This window comes from Skermanella pratensis, assembly GCF_008843145.1.
Lineage (GTDB): Bacteria > Pseudomonadota > Alphaproteobacteria > Azospirillales > Azospirillaceae > Skermanella > Skermanella pratensis.
The window spans coordinates 3280741-3297915 of record NZ_CP030265.1; the positions used below are offsets into that span (position 1 = coordinate 3280741).

The 17175-nt window shown below is 67.0% G+C and carries 18 protein-coding genes; 10 read left to right on the top strand and 8 right to left on the bottom strand.

Features of this window, described 5'->3' with window-relative positions; genetic code table 11:
* The first annotated feature begins 50 nt into the window (after positions 1-50).
* From DPR14_RS14900 to DPR14_RS14910, 3 genes are all read left to right on the top strand, one after another.
* Positions 51-1193 carry a succinylglutamate desuccinylase/aspartoacylase family protein gene (locus DPR14_RS14900; protein WP_158045846.1) on the top strand — a complete coding sequence of 381 codons (1143 nt, stop codon included), beginning with the start codon at positions 51-53 and terminating at the stop codon, positions 1191-1193.
* 78 nt (positions 1194-1271) lie between these two features.
* Positions 1272-1619 carry an ArsR/SmtB family transcription factor gene (locus DPR14_RS14905; protein WP_158045847.1) on the top strand — a complete coding sequence of 116 codons (348 nt, stop codon included), beginning with the start codon at positions 1272-1274 and terminating at the stop codon, positions 1617-1619.
* A gap of 197 nt (positions 1620-1816) precedes the next feature.
* Complete coding sequence (locus DPR14_RS14910) at positions 1817-2641, top strand: N-formylglutamate amidohydrolase (protein ID WP_158045848.1); 825 nt, start codon at positions 1817-1819, stop codon at positions 2639-2641.
* Positions 2642-2732: 91 nt separating this feature from the next.
* On the opposite strand, the gene DPR14_RS14915 is transcribed toward DPR14_RS14910, so the two are convergent.
* Both DPR14_RS14915 and fabI read right to left on the bottom strand, forming a co-directional pair.
* Complete coding sequence (locus tag DPR14_RS14915; RefSeq protein WP_158045849.1) at positions 2733-3341, bottom strand: HD domain-containing protein; 609 nt, start codon at positions 3339-3341, stop codon at positions 2733-2735.
* Positions 3342-3397: 56 nt separating this feature from the next.
* A complete protein-coding gene (gene fabI / locus DPR14_RS14920; protein ID WP_192498957.1) occupies positions 3398-4168 on the bottom strand; it encodes an enoyl-ACP reductase FabI in 771 nt (256 codons plus the stop codon).
* A 163-nt stretch (positions 4169-4331) separates the two neighbouring features.
* Here fabI and DPR14_RS14925 point away from each other — a divergent pair, with 163 nt between their 5' ends.
* From DPR14_RS14925 to DPR14_RS14935, 3 genes are all read left to right on the top strand, one after another.
* Positions 4332-5732 carry an amidase gene (locus DPR14_RS14925; protein WP_158045850.1) on the top strand — a complete coding sequence of 467 codons (1401 nt, stop codon included), beginning with the start codon at positions 4332-4334 and terminating at the stop codon, positions 5730-5732.
* 44 nt (positions 5733-5776) lie between these two features.
* Positions 5777-5941, top strand: coding sequence for a DUF2256 domain-containing protein (locus DPR14_RS14930; protein WP_158048159.1), 165 nt, complete (start codon positions 5777-5779; stop codon positions 5939-5941).
* 91 nt (positions 5942-6032) lie between these two features.
* Positions 6033-6290, top strand: a complete 258-nt coding sequence (locus tag DPR14_RS14935) for a GlsB/YeaQ/YmgE family stress response membrane protein (protein ID WP_158045851.1) — start codon at positions 6033-6035, stop codon at positions 6288-6290.
* A gap of 80 nt (positions 6291-6370) precedes the next feature.
* On the opposite strand, the gene DPR14_RS14940 is transcribed toward DPR14_RS14935, so the two are convergent.
* Positions 6371-7153, bottom strand: a complete 783-nt coding sequence (locus tag DPR14_RS14940) for a response regulator (RefSeq protein WP_158045852.1) — start codon at positions 7151-7153, stop codon at positions 6371-6373.
* A gap of 85 nt (positions 7154-7238) precedes the next feature.
* Positions 7239-7649 (bottom strand): thermonuclease family protein, encoded by a 411-nt coding sequence (locus DPR14_RS14945; RefSeq protein ID WP_158045853.1) that lies wholly within the window; start codon positions 7647-7649, stop codon positions 7239-7241.
* Positions 7650-8017: 368 nt separating this feature from the next.
* On the opposite strand from DPR14_RS14945, the gene amt reads away from it, so the two are divergent.
* Both amt and DPR14_RS14955 read left to right on the top strand, forming a co-directional pair.
* On the top strand, positions 8018-10159 hold the full coding sequence (amt, locus tag DPR14_RS14950; RefSeq protein WP_158045854.1) for an ammonium transporter: 2142 nt from the start codon (positions 8018-8020) through the stop codon (positions 10157-10159).
* Positions 10160-10272: 113 nt separating this feature from the next.
* Complete coding sequence (locus DPR14_RS14955) at positions 10273-11166, top strand: DMT family transporter (protein WP_158045855.1); 894 nt, start codon at positions 10273-10275, stop codon at positions 11164-11166.
* Positions 11167-11180: 14 nt separating this feature from the next.
* Here DPR14_RS14955 and DPR14_RS14960 read toward each other — a convergent pair whose 3' ends face one another.
* From DPR14_RS14960 to DPR14_RS14975, 4 genes are all read right to left on the bottom strand, one after another.
* A complete protein-coding gene (locus tag DPR14_RS14960; RefSeq protein WP_158045856.1) occupies positions 11181-11672 on the bottom strand; it encodes a hypothetical protein in 492 nt (163 codons plus the stop codon).
* A 127-nt stretch (positions 11673-11799) separates the two neighbouring features.
* The gene (locus DPR14_RS14965) at positions 11800-13395 is read right to left on the bottom strand and encodes a sensor histidine kinase (protein WP_158045857.1); all 1596 of its coding nucleotides are present in this window, start codon (positions 13393-13395) and stop codon (positions 11800-11802) included.
* A 37-nt stretch (positions 13396-13432) separates the two neighbouring features.
* Positions 13433-14296, bottom strand: coding sequence for a response regulator transcription factor (locus DPR14_RS14970; protein ID WP_246148187.1), 864 nt, complete (start codon positions 14294-14296; stop codon positions 13433-13435).
* Positions 14277-14930 (bottom strand): hypothetical protein, encoded by a 654-nt coding sequence (locus DPR14_RS14975; protein WP_158045859.1) that lies wholly within the window; start codon positions 14928-14930, stop codon positions 14277-14279. The genes DPR14_RS14970 and DPR14_RS14975 overlap by 20 nt, the downstream gene beginning before the upstream one ends.
* A 798-nt stretch (positions 14931-15728) precedes the next feature.
* On the opposite strand from DPR14_RS14975, the gene DPR14_RS14980 reads away from it, so the two are divergent.
* Complete coding sequence (locus DPR14_RS14980; protein ID WP_158045860.1) at positions 15729-16709, top strand: hypothetical protein; 981 nt, start codon at positions 15729-15731, stop codon at positions 16707-16709.
* Positions 16706-17143, top strand: coding sequence for a phage holin family protein (locus DPR14_RS14985; RefSeq protein ID WP_158045861.1), 438 nt, complete (start codon positions 16706-16708; stop codon positions 17141-17143). The genes DPR14_RS14980 and DPR14_RS14985 overlap by 4 nt, the downstream gene beginning before the upstream one ends.
* Positions 17144-17175: the final 32 nt, after the last annotated feature.

Here is a 17175-nt window from a genome sequence, read left to right on the forward strand (position 1 = left end):
CGGGCCGCGTCGCTTAGATTGCCGGGATAGAACCCGGTATCGGATGCTCCATGCCCAAGACCACCGTCACCCTCCCCTTGCCCGCGCAGCACCTCGGAACGGCAAGACAGATCACCGTGCATCGCTACGGCACGCCCGGCGCGCGCCCCAAGGCCTATATCCAGGCGGGGCTGCATGCGGACGAAATCCCCGGCATGCTGGTCGCGCACCACCTGATCGCGCGCCTCGACGAGGCGGGCCGGGACGGCACCATTCGCGGGGAGATCATCGTCGTGCCGGTGGCGAACCCGATCGGGCTGGACCAGTACCTGGCCGGCCGCCTCCACGGCCGCAGCTCCCTGGAACAGGGACAGAATTTCAACCGCGGCTTCGCCGATTTGGTCGAGACGGTCGCACCGCTGCTCGAGGACAGGCTCGGTGCCGACGCGGCGGAAAACGTCGCCGCCATCCGGGCGGCGCTGCTCGACGCCCTGGGGGAAGTCCGCTCGGTGAACGACGTCCAGGAACTGCGCCGGATGCTGCTGACCATGGCGGTCGACGCCGATATCGTCCTGGACCTGCACTGCGACCTCGACTCGCTGATGCATATGTACGTCTCCGACGATCTCTGGCCGGAGGCCGCCGACCTCGCTGCCCAGTTGGGCTGCCGGGCGGTGATGCTGGCCGGCGACAGCGGCGGCGATCCGTTCGACGAAGCCTGCTCCATGCCCTGGTGGAAGCTGAGGCTCCGCTTCGGCGACCGGTTCCCGGTGCCGTCCGCCTGCCTCTCCGCGACGGTGGAGCTGCGCGGGAAGTCCGATGTCGAGGATGGGACCGCCGCTTCCGATGCGGACAACATCCTCCGTTTCCTTCAGCGCCGCGGTCTGGCCGCCGGGCCTCCCGGCCCGGTCCCGCCGGCACGCTGCGCGGCGACGCCGTTGTCGGGCGTCGACCGGCTGATCGCCCCTCTCCCCGGAGTCGTCGCCTTCCGGCGGGAGATCGGCGATTTCGTCAAGGCCGGCGAGGTGATCGGGGAAATCGTCGATCCGACGGCGGAGGACCCGCGGGCGGCACGGACTCCCCTGGTCAGCCGGACCTCCGGCCTGTTGTGGTCCCGGACGCAGATGAAGATGGCGGCGGCCGGCGAAACGGTAGCCGCCGTGGCCGGGACGATGCCTTTGAGCGACCGTACCTGGTCTCTCCTGGTCGATTGATGCCCGTAACGTCGGCCTTGATACCGGGCGGCGGAAACCTGATCTCTAAGTATTGAACCGCCGGATCGGACCTATTCCATGCTGAAGCATACCTCCGCCAAGGATCTCCCCGCCCACCTGCGTCTTTCGGAGGATCAGACCACCGAGTTGGCGGACATGTTCCGCCTGATGAGCGACCCGAGCCGGCTGCGGATCATCCTTGCCTGTCTGGAAACTCCCGCATCGGTCGGCGACATGGCGAGCCAGCTCGGGCTTTCGGCGTCGCTGGTAAGCCACCACCTGCGTCTCCTGCGGGCCGGGCGCCTGATCCAGGCCGAGCGGCGCGGCAACCGCGTCTTCTACCTGATCACCGACGAGCATATCCGCCGGGTGTTGTCCGACATGGTCGACCACGTCGCCGAAAGCGAGCCGGATCTCGAGACCTGAACGCTGCGGCATGGGGACCCGAGCGGGCCTGCAACCGCTTAACAAAATCTACATATCGTTTGACCCCCGAACGATCTTCATCGATAGTGCTTTGGTCATAGCCGGACAGCGGATCGGATGACCGCTGCCGACAACCTGCCAAGTCTTCTTCTGGCTGCCCCGCCCCGACCCGGGGGTTCGCGGGATGTGAGGAACCGATGGAGAGTTACCGATTCCAACCCGGAGAAACTCCGGTACTGATCAGCCTGCCCCATGTGGGCACCGACCTTCCCCGGGAAATCGCCGTCGGGATGACCGATCTGGCGCATCAGGTGCCGGATACGGACTGGCATCTGGATCGTCTTTACAATTTCGCCCCGGCTCTCGGCGCAGGCTTTCTCGCGGCGACCCAGTCGCGCTACGTGATCGACCTCAACCGCGATCCGTCGCGGAACGGACTTTCCGTCGGTCGCGGCTTCACCGAGCTATGCCCCACCGGAACGGCCGACGACCTTCCCCTCTACCTGGATGGTTGCCAGCCCGACGCGGTGGAAGTCAGGCGCCGGATCACGACCTACTGGCACCCCTACCATCGCCAGCTCCAGGCTGAACTGGCCGCCTTGAAGGATCGCTTCGGCGTCGCGGTCCTGTTGGACGCGCACTCAGCCAGAACCGCCGGCGATACCCAGCCTCACGGTCCGAGCGACTTCAACCTGGTCACGGCCGACGACACCAGCGCCAGCCCCCATCTCTCCAGGCGCCTGTTCAACGTGCTGGCCTGTACGGACAATTTCACGTCCCTGTTCGACCCGCGCTCGGCAGGCGGCTACATCGCCCGTCACTACGGCCGGCCGGAAGACAACATCCATGTCGTCCAGCTCGAGATAAACCAGGGCACCTATATGGATGAAACCTCGCCTTTCCGGTACCGCAGCGACCTTGCCGCGTCGGTTCGGCCAGTACTGGAGCGTTTCGTATCGGCGTTGGTGGAGTGGTCGTGGGATCATGCTGAAGGCCGGCGACAGCGCGTGGCATATTATTAGGGGAGTGCGGCCGGGGCATCGACCCCGAGCGTCGGGCCCAAGGACCGACCGCACGGCATCACCCCCCGCCTCGGCCGGCCCCACCCGCCCGTTACGGCGAGGAAGCATCACCCGGCCATAATCCTTCCCGGTCGGCGCGCCGGTACAATTCCTCCACGATGGTTCTCAGCGCCGGGTCGGCCGCCATCGGCAAGCCGGTTCGCTGGTAGGTCCGTTCCCGCGCGATGCCGTTCTCCCGCCATGCCCGTCCGCCCGAATTGTAGTTCTGCGCGAAGCCCTGGAGCCGATCGATCGCCTTGGCGAACCGCGCTTCGGGCGTTTCGCCGGCCTCGAACTCCCGCCACCAGGCGTGCAGGCCGGCCCCCAGGTCCGGCGGCAGTTCGGCGAACAGGCGCTCCGCCGCGGCGATTTCCCGCTCGGCCTGCCCGACGCAGCCGGCCTCGTCGTAAGCGTAGGTGTCCCCGGCATGGATCTCTACCAGGTCATGGACCAGGACCAGCGTGAGGACGCGTCCCAGGTCGACCTCGAATCCGAGTTCCTTGTGAAGCAACAGGGCGAACAGCCCCATATGCCAAGTATGCTCCGCATCCGTCTCGCGGCGCGAGCCGTCGGCTATGTAGCCACGCCGCTCGATCGTCTTGAAACGGTCGATCAGCAGAAGGAAATCGAGAATCTGCGCGAGGCGCGGTTCAGCGGTCATGGTTCTCCCCTCTCCCCGGGCTGGGGAGAGGGGAGACTACCATCAGCTGCCGGGGTTCACCCGACGATGTTGTAGCCGCCGTCGATGAAGGCGACCGACCCGGTCAGCGACTTGGCGGCGTCGCTCGCCAGGAACGCCGCGTAGGCGCCGACATCCTCGATGGTGACCAGATGGTGAGTCGGGGCGCGTTCCGTGACCCGGGCCATCAGCTCGTCGAAGCGGTCGATGCCGGACGCCGCGCGGGTCGCCAGCGGGCCGGGCGACAGGGCATGGACGCGGATGCCCTTGGTCCCCAGCTCGGCCGCCATGTAGCGGGTCACGCTTTCCAGGGCGGCCTTGACCGGCCCCATCAGGTTGTAGTGCTCGACTACTTTCTCACCGCCGTAGAAGGATACCGTCTGCAGGCATCCGCCATCGGTCATCAGCGGCTCCGCCAGCTTGGCCATCCGCACGAAGGAGTGGCAGGAGACGTCCATGGCCAGCAGGAAACCCTCGCGCGAAGCATCGACGACGCGGGCGTGCAGGTCTTCCTTCGGGGCGAAGGCGATGGAATGGAGCACGAAGTCGAGCTTGCCCCATTTCTCCCCGATCGCGGAGAACACGGCCTCCAGTTCGCCTTCCTCCCGAACGTCGAGCGGCAGGAACAGCGAGGCTTCCAGCTCGTCGGCCAGCGGCTTGACGTGCCGCTCGGCCTTGGCGTTGAGATATGTCACCGCCAACTCGGCGCCGAGCGCCCGGAAGGCCTTGGCGCAGCCGTAAGCGATGCTGCTGTCATTGGCAATGCCGACCACCAAGCCGCGCTTGCCTTCCAAGGTAATGAGCGACATTCAGGCTCCTTATCGACCCGCAGGTTTGTTTGTGCGGCGCAGCATAAGGGAGCTTCGTTAACGCTTCAATGCATGGAACGATTACGGCTTGGTGACATCAGCATCCGCGAACTAGACTAAATGACGCACCCCTCGTTCCGCACAAATATCGGCATACTCCACTATGAAGAATGATCCGGCCCTGCTATCCGCCACTGAACTTCTGGTTCTCTATCGAAGCCGCCGGCTTTCCCCCGTGGAAGTCACCCAAGCCTGCCTCGACCGCATCGCCGCCATCGATGCCGAACTCAACGCCTTTACCCTGGTCGACGGCGATGCGGCGATGGAGTCGGCGCGCGCCAGCGAGGAGCGCTGGCTGAAAGGCAAGCCTTTGGGCCTGGTGGACGGCGTTCCGGCAACCATCAAGGACCTCCTCCTGACCAAGGGGTGGCCGACCCTGCGGGGCAGCAAGGCGATCATGCCCGACCAGCAGTGGGAGGAGGATGCGCCGGCGACAGCCAGGCTGCGCGAACAGGGTGCGATCCTGTTGGGAAAGACGACGACTCCGGAACTGGGACACAAAGGCGTGACCGACAGCCCGCTGACCGGAATCACCCGCAACCCTTGGAATCCGGCCATGACGCCCGGCGGGTCGAGCGGAGGCGCCGCGGTGGCGGCGGCCACCGGCATGGGAGCGCTGCATGTCGGTACCGACGGTGGCGGGTCGATCCGCATTCCCGCGTCGTTCACCGGCATCTTCGGACTGAAACCGAGCTTCGGCCGGGTTCCGGCATATCCGGCGAGTCCCTTCGGCACGGTCTCCCATGTCGGTCCGATGACCAGGACCGTTCCCGACGCGGCGCTGATGCTCCGGGTCCTGGCATGCCCCGACCCGCGCGACTGGTACGCCCTGCCCCCCGCCGACAAGGATTACCTGGCGGGGCTGGACGACGGCGTGGCCGGACTGAAGGTCGCCTTCGCGCCGACGCTGAACGGCGCGCCGGTGGACCCTGAAGTCGCCGCCCTTGTCCGGCGCGCTGCCGGGGAGTTCACGGACCTGGGCGCCGAGGTCGAGGAAGTGACGCTCGACATGCCGGACGTCACCGATGTTTTCTTCGCCCACTGGTCCACCGGCGCCGCCACCGTGATGGCCGGCTTCACCGAGGAGCAGAAGGCCCTGATGGACCCGCATCTCCGCGGGTTCGAAAGCGCGGGCGCATCGCTTTCCCTGCTGGACTATCAGCGGGCCGTCCTGGCGCGCGCCCGCCTCGGCATGCAGATGAGCCTCTTCCACCAGCGCTACGATATCCTGCTGACGCCGGCCATGCCGATCCCGGCCTTCGAAGCCGGCCAGAACGAGCCCAGCCGTCCGGACGAGACCGGCTGGATCGACTGGACCCCGTTCAGCTATCCGTTCAACCTCACCCAGCAGCCTGCCGCCTCGATCCCCTGCGGCCTGACCGCGGCGGGCCTGCCGGTCGGGCTGCAGATCGTCGGGCCGATGCACAGGGACGACCTCGTGCTGCGGGCGGCGCGGGCCTACGAGTTGCAACATCCCATCGCGCTCCCGCCCGAGCGGACCTGACCGCAATGGCGGCGGTCCGGCGTACCGGCCCCATTCAGCGCGGGATGCGGCGCAAGGGCGACCTGCCGACCAAATCCTGTGCCGCCTGCGGCCGGCCGTTCGCCTGGCGACGGAAATGGGCCGCCGTCTGGGAAGAGGTGAAATATTGTTCCGACGCATGCCGCCGGCGCCGCCCGCCGGCAATCCCCGACGATGTTACCCCGCCATAGCCGGGACATCGATGCGACTTGGTTTTGAACTCCGCGACCTGTTCAGCCGTTACTGGGTCATCAAAGGGGCAAATCCAAAGGGATCGACACTATGGGCATCATCGGTACAATCATCATCGGCCTGTTGGCCGGCATCGTCGCCAAGTTCCTGATGCCGGGCCGCGACCCCGGCGGCTTCATCATCACGATCCTGCTCGGCATCGCCGGAGCCTTCGTGGCGACCTATCTGGGCCAGGCCGTCGGCTGGTACCGGGCCGGCGAAGGGGCCGGATTCATCGGCGCCGTGGTCGGCGCGGTCATCATCCTGGCGATCTACCGCATGATCGCCGGCCGTTCCCGGGCGGTCTGACGCCCGGCAGGTTCGAAGAAGGACATGGGATCGCCCCGGCATCGGCCGCGGCGATCCTTTTCCGTCATGGCAGCCGAGCGTCAATGCAGAAGCATCTCGGGCATCGGCGCGAACACCGCCTGCGAGATGGCGTCCCGGACCGCGGTGGTCGTATAGGGCTTTCGGATGACCGGCCCCAGACCCTCCTCGTCGAGAAGGCGCAGGTCGCCGGCGTAGGCTGTCACGAAGATCACCGGGACGGCGAAACGGTCGCGCAGCATCCGCGCCACCGATATGCCGCTTCCGCCGCGCGCCAGGCGGATATCGAGCACCGCCAGCGTGGGGCTTTCCGCATTTGCAAGCGCCAGGGCCTCTGGCTCCGTCGCGGCCGTTCCGCAGACGACGTGCCCCATATCGCTGATCATCTCGCTGAGATCCACCGCGGCGAGGGCATTGTCCTCGACCACCAGCACCCGCGCGGTCATTGCGAGCCGCAGGAATTCCCGGACCGCGGTCAGCTTCTCCGTCGCCTGTGCGACGGTCAGGTCGACCAGTTTGGCGGCCTCCACGACGGGGAGGTCCTCCAGGGCGACCAGCAGGTAAAGCCGCCTCTCGATCTCCGGCCGGCGGGCCAGCGCCCGCTCGATCGGGTGCGGCGACTTGTCCGGCCTGCCCTCCCCGTCCTGGTCGAACAATGCATGCAGGAGAGCGTAGAGGCCGCCGGCGTATGCCAGCGGCACGCCGAAGCGGGTCGGCGCCATGACGGCGATTTCGACGCAGCGCGTCACCAAGTCGTCACCCCGCTCGACCGACCCGGTCAGGGCGCGCGCGTACCGTCGGAGGCTCGGCAGATGCTCGTTCAATTCCCGTGCATAGACACGCATTGGCCTTGCTTTCCTCGGTCCTTCCACCGGTGAGCGGAAGACACATTAGGCACCGGAGCAAGCCCTGTCATCAAGTTAAGTTTGATTAACGTTCGGAGACACCCTTCTCATTGAGCTTGCGCGTCCGCCAGAGCCAGGGCGCCTCGACCCGTCCGGCCCACATGCCCGCGCGGCGCGACTGCGCCCGGGCTTCGAGCCCGTGATAGTCATGGCTGAGATGGCTGTAGGCGAAGGCCCAGCCCCGCACGAGCATCGCCGCCGCCAGATCCTTCCCCAGGACCCTGCAAACGCCGACACGCTGCTGCGAACGGTCCAGTTCGCTGACCCTGCAGGTCACCGGCCCCAGGTCCAGCATGGATTGCAGCTGGTCGCGGGACGCGGCGAAGCAGTCGTACTCGACCCCGCGCAGGGATCGGCAGATCTGCCCGGCATCCGGAGCATCGATCCCGCGCAGGCGCACCATGGTGCCGTTCAGCGTGAGCACGTCCCCTTCCATCGCGCTGCCGCTCCCAGACATCTCGGACAGCGACGCCGCCACGACGGAAGAACCCCAAGTTGCGGTAAGTAGGGCCAGCAGCAGAACGAGTGGTGACACAGACATGCGGAGCATGGCCGACACTAGCCAATAATTGGTTAACGTTGCTTTAATAGTGATTTCATGATCCATCCGAATATTTTCTTCGCAGGTGCGGCAAAATTTTGCGGCGCATGAAATCATCTTTAGGGTAAGCTATCATAATCTGTCCGGGAACGAACCGTGGCAGAGTTCATCCCTGGCCAAGCCGGCCCGGACAGCCGTTCCTTCAAGCATCCAGGATACTTCGACAGAATGCTTTCACGAAGCCGCGGACGGAACCCCTGACCATGGATCCGGCGGGTCAATACATGGACGTGCTCTGGCTCAGCGTCGCCGCCATCCTCGTCTTCCTGATGCAGGCCGGGTTCGCGTGCCTCGAAGGGGGCCTCGTCCGTGCCAAGAACAGCATCAACGTCGTCATCAAGAACCTGGTCGATTTCCTGATCGCCGCCTTCAGTTTCTGGCTGATCGGCTTCGCCCTGATGTTCGGGGCAAGCTGGGCCGGCCTGATCGGCACCAGCGGCTTCCTGTTCGACGGCGGCGAGACGCCCTGGTCGGGAGCATTCTTCTTCTTCCAGATGATGTTCTGCGGCACGGCCACCACGATCGTCTCGGGAGCGGTGGCGGAACGCATGCGGTTCGCGGGCTACTTCCTGTGCGCCGCCATCCTCTCGACCCTGATCTACCCGGTGGTCGGCCACTGGAGCTGGGCAGGCCTGGAGACGGGCCAGGCCTTCGGCTGGCTCGCGTCCCTGGGTTTCATAGATTTCGCCGGATCGACCGTCGTTCACAGCGTCGGCGGCTGGATCGCGCTGGCGGCCATCCTGGTGATCGGCCCGCGGTCCGGCCGCTTCGGTCCCGAGCCCGGCTCCGGGAACAAGGAGATCGAAGGACACAACCTGCCGGTCGCGGTGCTCGGCGTCTTCCTGCTGTGGGTCGGCTGGTTCGGGTTCAATGCAGGCAGCACGCTCAGGCTGAGCCCGGAGATCCCCCGCATCCTGATCAACACCGTCCTGGCGCCCGTGGCGGGCGGCCTCGCGGCCCTGCTGATCACCTGGAGCGTCCACCGCAAGCCGAAGGTGGAGATCATCATGAACGGCGTGCTGGGCGGCCTGGTGGGCATCACGGCTCCCTGCCACGTGGTCGGCCCCGCGGGGGCCCTGGCGATCGGCGCGGTTTCCGGGATCATCCTGTTCGTCGGCATGCGTGTGCTGGAGGAGGTCCGCGTCGACGACGCCGTGTCGGCGGTCCCCGTCCACCTGATGTGCGGGATCTGGGGAACGCTGGCGGTGGCCCTGATCGGCCGGCCGGAGCTGTGGAACAACGGCCATACCCGCTGGGAACAGTTCCTCATCCAGCTCGGCGGCATCGGCGCGATCGGCGCCTTCTCGTTCGGCGGCGGCCTCGCCCTCCTGTCGCTGGTCAACCGCCTGTATCCGCTGCGGGTCTCGCGGGAGGACGAGCGGATCGGCCTGAACGTCGCCGAGCACGGGGCGAACACCGCCTTGCTGCGGCTGCTGGTGGAGATGGACCGGCAGAGGCGCGACGGCGACTTCTCCCGCCCGGTCCAGGTGGACGCGGAAACCGAGGCCGGGCAGATCGCCACGCTCTACAACCGGGTGCTCGAGCGGGTGCGGGTGGAGACCAGGCGGCGGGAGAAGGCGGTGCAGGACATGCGCGTCGCCAAGGAGGCGGCGGAGCAGGCCAACAAGGCGAAGTCGCACTTCCTGGCCAGCATGAGCCACGAGTTGCGCACGCCGCTGAACGCAGTCATCGGCTTTTCCGAAATGATCAACCAGGAAGTCTTCGGCCCATTGGGCAACGAGCGGTACCGCGAGTACATCACCGACATCCACGCGAGCGGGACCCATCTGCTGAACCTGATCAACGACCTGCTCGACCTCTCGAAGATCGAGGCGCGGAAGTACGAGCTGAACGAGCAGGATATCGACCTGGCCGTGATCGCCCTGGCGGCTGGCCGCTTCATCCAGAAGCCGGTGCACGACAAGCGGCTGAAGTTCAACACCCACATCCCGCCGAACCTGCCCATCCTGCGCGGCGACGAGCGGGTGCTGCGCCAGGTGCTGCTCAACCTGCTTTCCAATGCCGTCAAGTTCACGCCGCGCGGCGGCTCCGTCGACCTGAAGCTCGAGTGCGAGCCCGACGGCCGCGTGGCGATCACCGTCAGCGACACCGGGATCGGCATCGCCCGGAAGGACCTTGCCCGCGTCATGGAGCCGTTCGGACAGGTCAACGGCAAGTTGCAACAGGAAACGTCGGGAACCGGCCTGGGACTGCCGCTGACCCGGTCCCTGGTCCGCCTGCACGGCGGCACCATGGTGCTGCGCAGCGCGGAGCAAGCGGGCACCCATGTCACCGTCCGGCTGCCGCTGTGGCGGATCGTCCGACGGGGCCGCCACGTCGCCTGACCCCTGCCTGCCCCGGCCGGCAGAGTATCCCGGTATTGCCAAAGCCGCGGCGGAGCGCTAGCCCTGCTGCCTGCACCGGGCGTCCCGTACCGGTGCCCGACAGGTGACGCGCAATGGCACAAGTCTCCCTGGCTCCGACCGGCCGCCCGGTTTGGGTGCGGCTGACCCCGGCGGTCTTCGTCCTTCTGTGGAGCACGGGCTTCATCGGCGCCAAGTTTGGACTGCCCTATGCGGAGCCACTGACCTTCCTGCTGATCCGTCTCTCGCTGGTGGCGGCCGTGCTGGCCGTAGTGGCGCTGGCGACCCGCGCGCCCTGGCCGCGCCGCTGGAGCGAGGCGCTCCACATCGTCGTGGCCGGCCTGCTGGTCCACGGCGTCTATCTCGGCGGAGTCTTCACCGGCATCGCCAACGGCCTGCCGGCCGGCGTTGCGGCGCTGATCGTCGGGCTCCAGCCCCTGCTCACGGCGTCGGCGTCGGGCCGGATACTGGGCGAAACGGTCAGCGCCCGGCAGTGGCTCGGCCTCGCGCTCGGACTGTGCGGCGTCCTGCTGGTCGTCTGGGAGAATCTGTCACTGCAGGCCGACTACTTGTCCGGCGTGGCGCTGTGCGCCGCCGCCCTGGTCGGCATCACCATCGGAACGCTGTACCAGAAGCGCTTCTGCGGCGGGATGGACTTGCGGAGCGGGACCGCCCTCCAGTACGCCGCGACCAGCGTCGCCCTCCTGGCCTTGGCGTTGCGGTTTGAGACGATGGAGGTCCGGTGGACCGGCGAGTTCCTGTTCGCTCTCGCCTGGCTCGGGCTGGTGCTCTCGGTCGGGGCGGTTTTCCTGCTCTACATCCTGATCCGCCGTGGCGCCGCGGCACAGGTCGCCAGCCTGTTCTATCTCGTGCCCCCGGCCACGGCGGTCATAGCCTACCTGATGTTCGACGAGCGCCTGGGTCTGCTGGCGCTGTCCGGCATGGCAGTCACCGCCGCCGGCGTCGGCCTCGTCAACCGGCGACGCTGACCGGAAAGGGTTTCTCAGGCGGCTCGGCCGAAGGGATGCTGGTCGGTCGGCAGGTTAGCCAGGTGCAGCAGGATGTCGTCCGGATCCCCGATCTCCGGCGCCGGGCTGTGGATGGCGGCCACCTCCAGGCGCGAGCGCAGTCCGAGGTCGGCGAGTGCCGCATAGATCGACTGGACGGTCATCGCGTTGGTGATCCGGCTGTCGATGTCCGTCCCGATCAGCAGCAGCGTGAATCCCCCGGCGGCCAGCGACGCGAACATGCCGCCCCTGCCGAAAGCCCGCTGCATGGCTATCGTCCCCTGCTCCGCGTCGACGTCGGTCAGGACGATCTTGAACAGGGACAGGTGCAGGCTGGTGCTGCGCAGCAGTTCGAGGGAATGGGCCAGCTCGGCGGTGTCGGCCGTCTCCGCCGCCCGCTCGGCCGCTTGGTCGGACCCGCGCGTGAAAGAGTACTGATATACCGCAGGCTTCTGAACTCCAGTCGCATCGCTATCAGGCAGGGACATGACAGTCCATCCGTTCGGTATACGTTAGCTGACACGATATAGAGGTATACACGTCGTGGTCATGTGGCAAAGCTGTGATATGGCCGCCGCGCGTGCCTACCCCTCCGGACCCGCTTCGGGCGCACCGCTAAAGCGCCATCGGCAGGTCGACCCTGATCAACAATCCTCCGGCGTCCCGGTTCCTCGCCGTGACCCGACCGCCGATCGCCTCGATGTTCCGCCGGACGATCCACAGGCCGATGCCGAAATGGAGCGAGTCGCCGGTCCCCGCCGGCTGGACCGGCTGGTCGAAGGGAACCACCGTCCGCCCGCCATCGGTGCCCGTCGCGTCCAGTGTCCGGTGTTCCGCCGCGTCGGTCGCGTCGCGCTGCGAAAAATACCGTTCGAAGATGCGCTCGATGTTGGACGGATCGACCCCGGGACCTTCGTCCTCGACCGTCAGCACCGCCATGGTGCCGGACCGTGCCAGGCGTACCTGGATGCTGCCGTCGATTGGGGAGAAGCTGATCGCGTTCTCCACGATGTTCTCGACGACGGTTTCCAGAAGGTCCTCGCCGGCCCGCACGACGACGTGCGGCGTGATCAGAAGCCTGAGGTGCAGGTGCCGTTCCGCCAGCAGGCCGGCATAGCCGCTCAGCATGTCCTCCAGTAACTCCGACAGGTCCACCTTGCGGCGCGGCGGCTCCAGCAGGTCGGCCGCGGCCTCGTCCATGCGCCGGGCGAAGGACACCAGGCCGTCCAGCCGGTCGAGCGAGCGGTCTATCATGTCGATGGCCCGCGGCCCCCGCCCGTCGCTGCCGGGAATGATCCGCTTCAGGGGCTCCAGCGATTGGCGGATCACCGCGATCGGCGTCTTGAACGCGTGGGCGTTGTCCTCGGCGGCGCGGCGCAGGTTGTCGGCCGAGCTGCGCAGGGTGTCGACCAGCCGGTCGAAATCCTCGGCGACGCTGCGCAGTTCCGGCACGGTGTTCTGCTCGGCGAAGGAGGACCGGCCGTTGCCGTCATGGTTCCCGATCTGGCGGGCCAGCAGGCCGAAGCGCCGCAGGTTGCTCCAGACCCCCAGGAACAGCAGCAGCACCAGCGCCGCCATGGCGAGATAGATCAGGGCCGCGGCCTGAACCTCCGGCGTCTGCCAGTAGGGCTGGCCGATCGAGGAGCCGAGATATGTCGGTGTCGAATGGGACGTCACGACGGCCCAGCAGCCGAAAGGACTGTTGATCGGCGTGATGGAAGTCAGGACCTCCAGCGCGCCCGACGCGGTCTGTAGCCGGATCGCCAGGGGCTGGTTGCCGCTGCAGGTATCCGCCAGACGGGCCAGGATGCCCTGTTCCAGCAGGCGCTGGCGCTCGATGTCGAGGTTCACGTTGGGGGCCTGCGGCGCCGCGCCGACATAGTAGAAGCCCTGGGCACCCGGAACCCCCTTCGGCCGAAGCAGCAGCTTCAGCCGGGTGTTCTCGTCGGCGAACCGGGCGAGTTCCTCTCCCAGCCGCGTCAGCAGGGTGGCATCCGCCTTCGCGAGCAACGGCTCGAGCGCGCGGGCGATCAGCTGGCCCTGTTGCTGGGCACTCTGGAGAAGCAGGGTCTGTTTGTCCTCGTCGGCCGCCCGGAACTGCTGGTAGATCAGGATGGGCACGGCGATGAAGACGACCGAAACAAGCACCAGCCGGCTGGCCAGCGAGCGCAGAAGCCAACGGCCGCCGGTCTTTGCCCGCGGCTGGGCCATCAGGACTCCGCTCCCGTCTCCGCCGGCCAGGGCCCCGTCAACTCAAGCCTCCCGCGTGCCCCCGCAGATCGTCGTCGCCGTCCGCATCGCCGCCGACCGGATCGTCGCTCCAGCGGTAGCCGAACCCGGGATAGTTGTCGATCAGGTCGAAATCGCCGTCGACCATCCTGAACTTCTGGCGGATGCGCTTGATGAAGGCGCGGACATTGGCCCGGTATCCGGCCGGACCGTAGCCGGCGACGAAACCCTTGCCGTGCACCAGGTCGTAGATCTCGCGATAGGAGATATCCTCGCCCGGCCGGGTCGCCATCAGCCGCACGATGTTGAACTCGGTCAGGGTCAGGTCGACCCGGGTGCCCTTCCAGAAGGCCCGGCTGCCGTCGAGCCGCAGCTCAAGCTCGCCGCGGTTGAACAGGTTGGGATTGCCGCCGCCCGCAGGCGCCGCACCGGGCTGAGCGCCCGGCATCACGGCGGAATCGCCCTCGTCCGGGCCGGTCTTGCGCCCGCCCAGGATGAGCTGCATGCGCTTCAGCAGGATCGGCAGCGACCGGGATTTCTCGACGAAATCGACCGCGCCGCCGGCCAGCGCCGCCTCCTCGTAGATCTGGTCCGACAGCACGGTCAGGAAGATCACCGGCACCTCGATGCCGCTAGCCCGGAGCTGGCGCAGCACGTCGATGCCGTCCATCTTGGGCATGCGCCAGTCGAGCAGGACCACGTCGGCGTTTCCGCCGCGCAGGAAATAGTCGAGCGCCGGAGCGCCGCGGTCGAAGGGGATCACCTCGTATCCCTCGTCGGCCAGGTTCATGCCCAACGACTCCCGGAACAGGTCGTCGTCGTCGACCAGGGCGACCTTGGACGGCACGACGCCGGCAGCCGGGTTAGTTGATGCGGTTGCCATGGGCCGTCTGACGGCCTGAAGCCTGGGCGAGGAGTTGTGCGAAGCACCGTTCATGGACATTGGGGGCATCGTCGCTACTCGTCAGTTCATAGGAAAGGGCACGGAAGTTCTGCGTTGTCATCTCCATGAAGAAGAAGACGCGCAAGACGCAGGAGGGAGTGGCGTATTGCCAGTACTTCGCGGGCGGGACGTCCTCGGTCCAGGACGGTTCGCCGAGAAGCCGGACGGTGGCCTGTTCGTCCAGGCCGACCAGGGCCTTGGGTCCGGGATGGTCGGAGGGCGGGGCGGCCGGCGCCAGGGCCGGGGCGGCGGGAGTAGCCGGGGACGGCAGCGCTTCGGCGGGCGCCGGCAACGGCTCCGGCAAGGGTGCCGCGGGCGGCACCATGACCACGGAGCCACCGTTCGCCTCGGACTCTTCCGAGGCGCCGCGGCGCTCGGCGGAGGCGCCTGAATCGGGAGCGAAGGCGGTGCCCCGGCTCAACGCGGCTGCGTCGGGCACCGGCTTGCGGCTGGCGGGAACGCCGGCGGTCGCGGCAGCCGAAACCGGCGGCTTCGGCTTGGACCTGGGTACGGGAGCCTGGGAAACCTCGGCGCTGGCGGGGGGCGGTTCCGCACGGGTGATCAGGAGCGGCACGGTCTTCCCCTGCTCAACGCAACCAGCCAGCATAATAGCCGACATCGAGACAATAGCCGCTAAAATACGCAATGAATGCCCCCGAGCGGAGACTCCCCCGCTTGTCCAGTCCAAGGCATGCAGCACACCGGCACGACAAATGCTTTTGCCGAAGTACAGGTTGTGCGTATCTGCATTTTGTCGCCCAAAGTTATACAGCGTTACGTTCGGCGTTGGCTTCACCATCCACGCTGTATACATCGTATGACTAATGAAGGGCAAACTGGTGAATAGAAGCTTAAGATTTCTCCCAATTCGGCACCCCTACCACCATTGCGCTGGGGAAAACGACAGGCAAGGCGGCACAGCACCGTCAATCAGGCGGCGGGGCCGACTTCCGTCGATCCCGCCGCCTCCCAGTCGGATGGGCAAAAGCACATTCTAGTCCGTCGGCCATGCCGCGGAGGCTTTGCCATCGGGATATCCGACCGCGTTCCCGGCCGGCGACACCGCGCGCCGGGTTGGTCAAGCCGTGGCGTTCCTGAGGCGGGAGTGAACACCGCGCCGCAACAAGCCGCCGCCTGACATTCCTATACTGTCGATAGTGACAGGGCGGGTCAAGGCTTGGGGATCGCCAAAGGTTTACGCATTCGGCGCAGAACTACCCACTTCGAACCGGGGTTCCGCGCCGGGGTGTCGTCTGGCCCATCCGGCACCCCTTTGGAACTGAAATCCGTTGCCCGCTGTTCCTTGGGAGATCTTTTGTCTGAATGCGTTAATGAGCGCAACGAAGAACAGCGTCATGAGGAGGTCCTGAATATGGCTACGCGCGACACGAATGGGTCCCTGGGCGGTTCCCCGGGCAGTTCCACCGGGTCGGGATTGGGCGCCTCCCGCAGCGGCACCTCTACGACCGGCACCGGCTCCCCCGCCGGATCGGCCCGCGATACGGCATCCAACACCATCGAGCAGGCCAAGCAGCAGGCCGGAGAGGAAGGCAACCGTCTCGCCGGCGCCGCCCGCACCCGTGCCCGCTCGGCTTTCGAACATCAGCAGCATCGCGTCGCCGACAGCATCGGCAGCGTGGCGCAGGCGCTTCACCAGGCCGCGGACCAGCTCAGCGAGCGGAACGAGGACATGGTCGCGCGCTACACCGACACGGCGGCCCAGCGAATCGAGCAGTTCGCCGACAGCCTGCGCGACCGCGACCTGGACGACCTGATCGGCCAGGCCGAGCAGTTCGCGCGCCGTCAGCCGGAACTGTTCCTCGGCGGCGCCGTCGTGGTCGGCTTCGCCATCGCGCGTTTCCTGCGCACGTCCGGCAACCGCTCCGCGCAGTACCGCGGCGGCACGAGCCAGGGCGGTTATGGCGGCAGCTATGGCCGGCAGACCGGCGGATACGGTGGCAGCACCGGCGAATTCGCCCGGCGCGAAACCGGCAGCCGCGGTTATTCGTCGGGAGCCGGCACCTCGCCGTCTGGCATCGGCGGCACCTCCGCCGGCACCGCCTCGGGAACGATGCCCGGGTCCACGGGCGCGGCCACGACCGGCTCCCCCGCCGGGACGGCCGGAGTTTCGGGCATGGGAGCGGGCGGCTCCGGTCTTGGTGCTGGAGCCGGCAACGCCGGCGGTGCCGGTGCCATGCAGCGTAATACCGGCGTCGTCGGGACGTCGGCACACGAAGAGCGCTCGACCAGCGGCCTGGGCACGGCGGTTCCTTCTTCCGGGAGCACCGCTTCGACGGTGAAACCCGACACCGAAACCAAGGGGACGACCCCGCCGCGGGGGACCACTCCATGACCGGCAGGCCGGACGACAGTTTCCGCGGATATGACGATCCGCAGCCGACTGGTGCCGACCGGCCGCTGACCGGATTGCTGACCGAACTCGCCAACGAGACCACCACCCTGGTCCGGAAGGAGGTCGAACTCGCCAAGGTCGAGATGTCCGAGAAGGTCAACCAGGCGACGACCGGAGCGGTCTCGCTGGCCGCCGGCGGCATGGTCGCCTTCGCGGGCGTGATCTTCCTGCTGCTCGCCCTGACCTACTATCTGGCGACGCTGATGGAGCCGTGGCTGGCCGCGCTGATCGTCGGCGGCGTCGTGACGGTGATCGGAATCATCCTGGTGTCGATGGGCAAGAGCAAGCTGGCGGCCAAGAACCTCCAGCCGAACCGCACCATTTCGACCCTCCAGGACGACAAGGATTGGGCGAAGGCACAGATGGGCCGCTGACGGGCCCGCCGGCCGGAACAGCTCGGTCGAAC

What these genes read in the sequence shown, in the direction of transcription:
- DPR14_RS14935 (WP_158045851.1), top strand. Translation starts at nt 6,033, where the DNA reads ATGGGCATCATCGGTACAATCATCATCGGCCTGTTGGCCGGCATCGTC.
- DPR14_RS14955 (WP_158045855.1), top strand. Translation starts at nt 10,273, where the DNA reads ATGGCACAAGTCTCCCTGGCTCCGACCGGCCGCCCGGTTTGGGTGCGG.
- DPR14_RS14945 (WP_158045853.1), bottom strand. Translation starts at nt 7,649, where the DNA reads ATGGAAGGGGACGTGCTCACGCTGAACGGCACCATGGTGCGCCTGCGC.
- DPR14_RS14900 (WP_158045846.1), top strand. Translation starts at nt 51, where the DNA reads ATGCCCAAGACCACCGTCACCCTCCCCTTGCCCGCGCAGCACCTCGGA.
- DPR14_RS14925 (WP_158045850.1), top strand. Translation starts at nt 4,332, where the DNA reads ATGAAGAATGATCCGGCCCTGCTATCCGCCACTGAACTTCTGGTTCTC.
- DPR14_RS14930 (WP_158048159.1), top strand. Translation starts at nt 5,777, where the DNA reads ATGCGGCGCAAGGGCGACCTGCCGACCAAATCCTGTGCCGCCTGCGGC.
- DPR14_RS14970 (WP_246148187.1), bottom strand. Translation starts at nt 14,296, where the DNA reads ATGGCAACCGCATCAACTAACCCGGCTGCCGGCGTCGTGCCGTCCAAG.
- DPR14_RS14960 (WP_158045856.1), bottom strand. Translation starts at nt 11,672, where the DNA reads ATGTCCCTGCCTGATAGCGATGCGACTGGAGTTCAGAAGCCTGCGGTA.
- DPR14_RS14980 (WP_158045860.1), top strand. Translation starts at nt 15,729, where the DNA reads ATGGCTACGCGCGACACGAATGGGTCCCTGGGCGGTTCCCCGGGCAGT.
- DPR14_RS14910 (WP_158045848.1), top strand. Translation starts at nt 1,817, where the DNA reads ATGGAGAGTTACCGATTCCAACCCGGAGAAACTCCGGTACTGATCAGC.
- DPR14_RS14905 (WP_158045847.1), top strand. Translation starts at nt 1,272, where the DNA reads ATGCTGAAGCATACCTCCGCCAAGGATCTCCCCGCCCACCTGCGTCTT.
- DPR14_RS14965 (WP_158045857.1), bottom strand. Translation starts at nt 13,395, where the DNA reads ATGGCCCAGCCGCGGGCAAAGACCGGCGGCCGTTGGCTTCTGCGCTCG.
- amt (WP_158045854.1), top strand. Translation starts at nt 8,018, where the DNA reads ATGGATCCGGCGGGTCAATACATGGACGTGCTCTGGCTCAGCGTCGCC.
- DPR14_RS14985 (WP_158045861.1), top strand. Translation starts at nt 16,706, where the DNA reads ATGACCGGCAGGCCGGACGACAGTTTCCGCGGATATGACGATCCGCAG.
- fabI (WP_192498957.1), bottom strand. Translation starts at nt 4,168, where the DNA reads ATGTCGCTCATTACCTTGGAAGGCAAGCGCGGCTTGGTGGTCGGCATT.
- DPR14_RS14915 (WP_158045849.1), bottom strand. Translation starts at nt 3,341, where the DNA reads ATGACCGCTGAACCGCGCCTCGCGCAGATTCTCGATTTCCTTCTGCTG.
- DPR14_RS14940 (WP_158045852.1), bottom strand. Translation starts at nt 7,153, where the DNA reads ATGCGTGTCTATGCACGGGAATTGAACGAGCATCTGCCGAGCCTCCGA.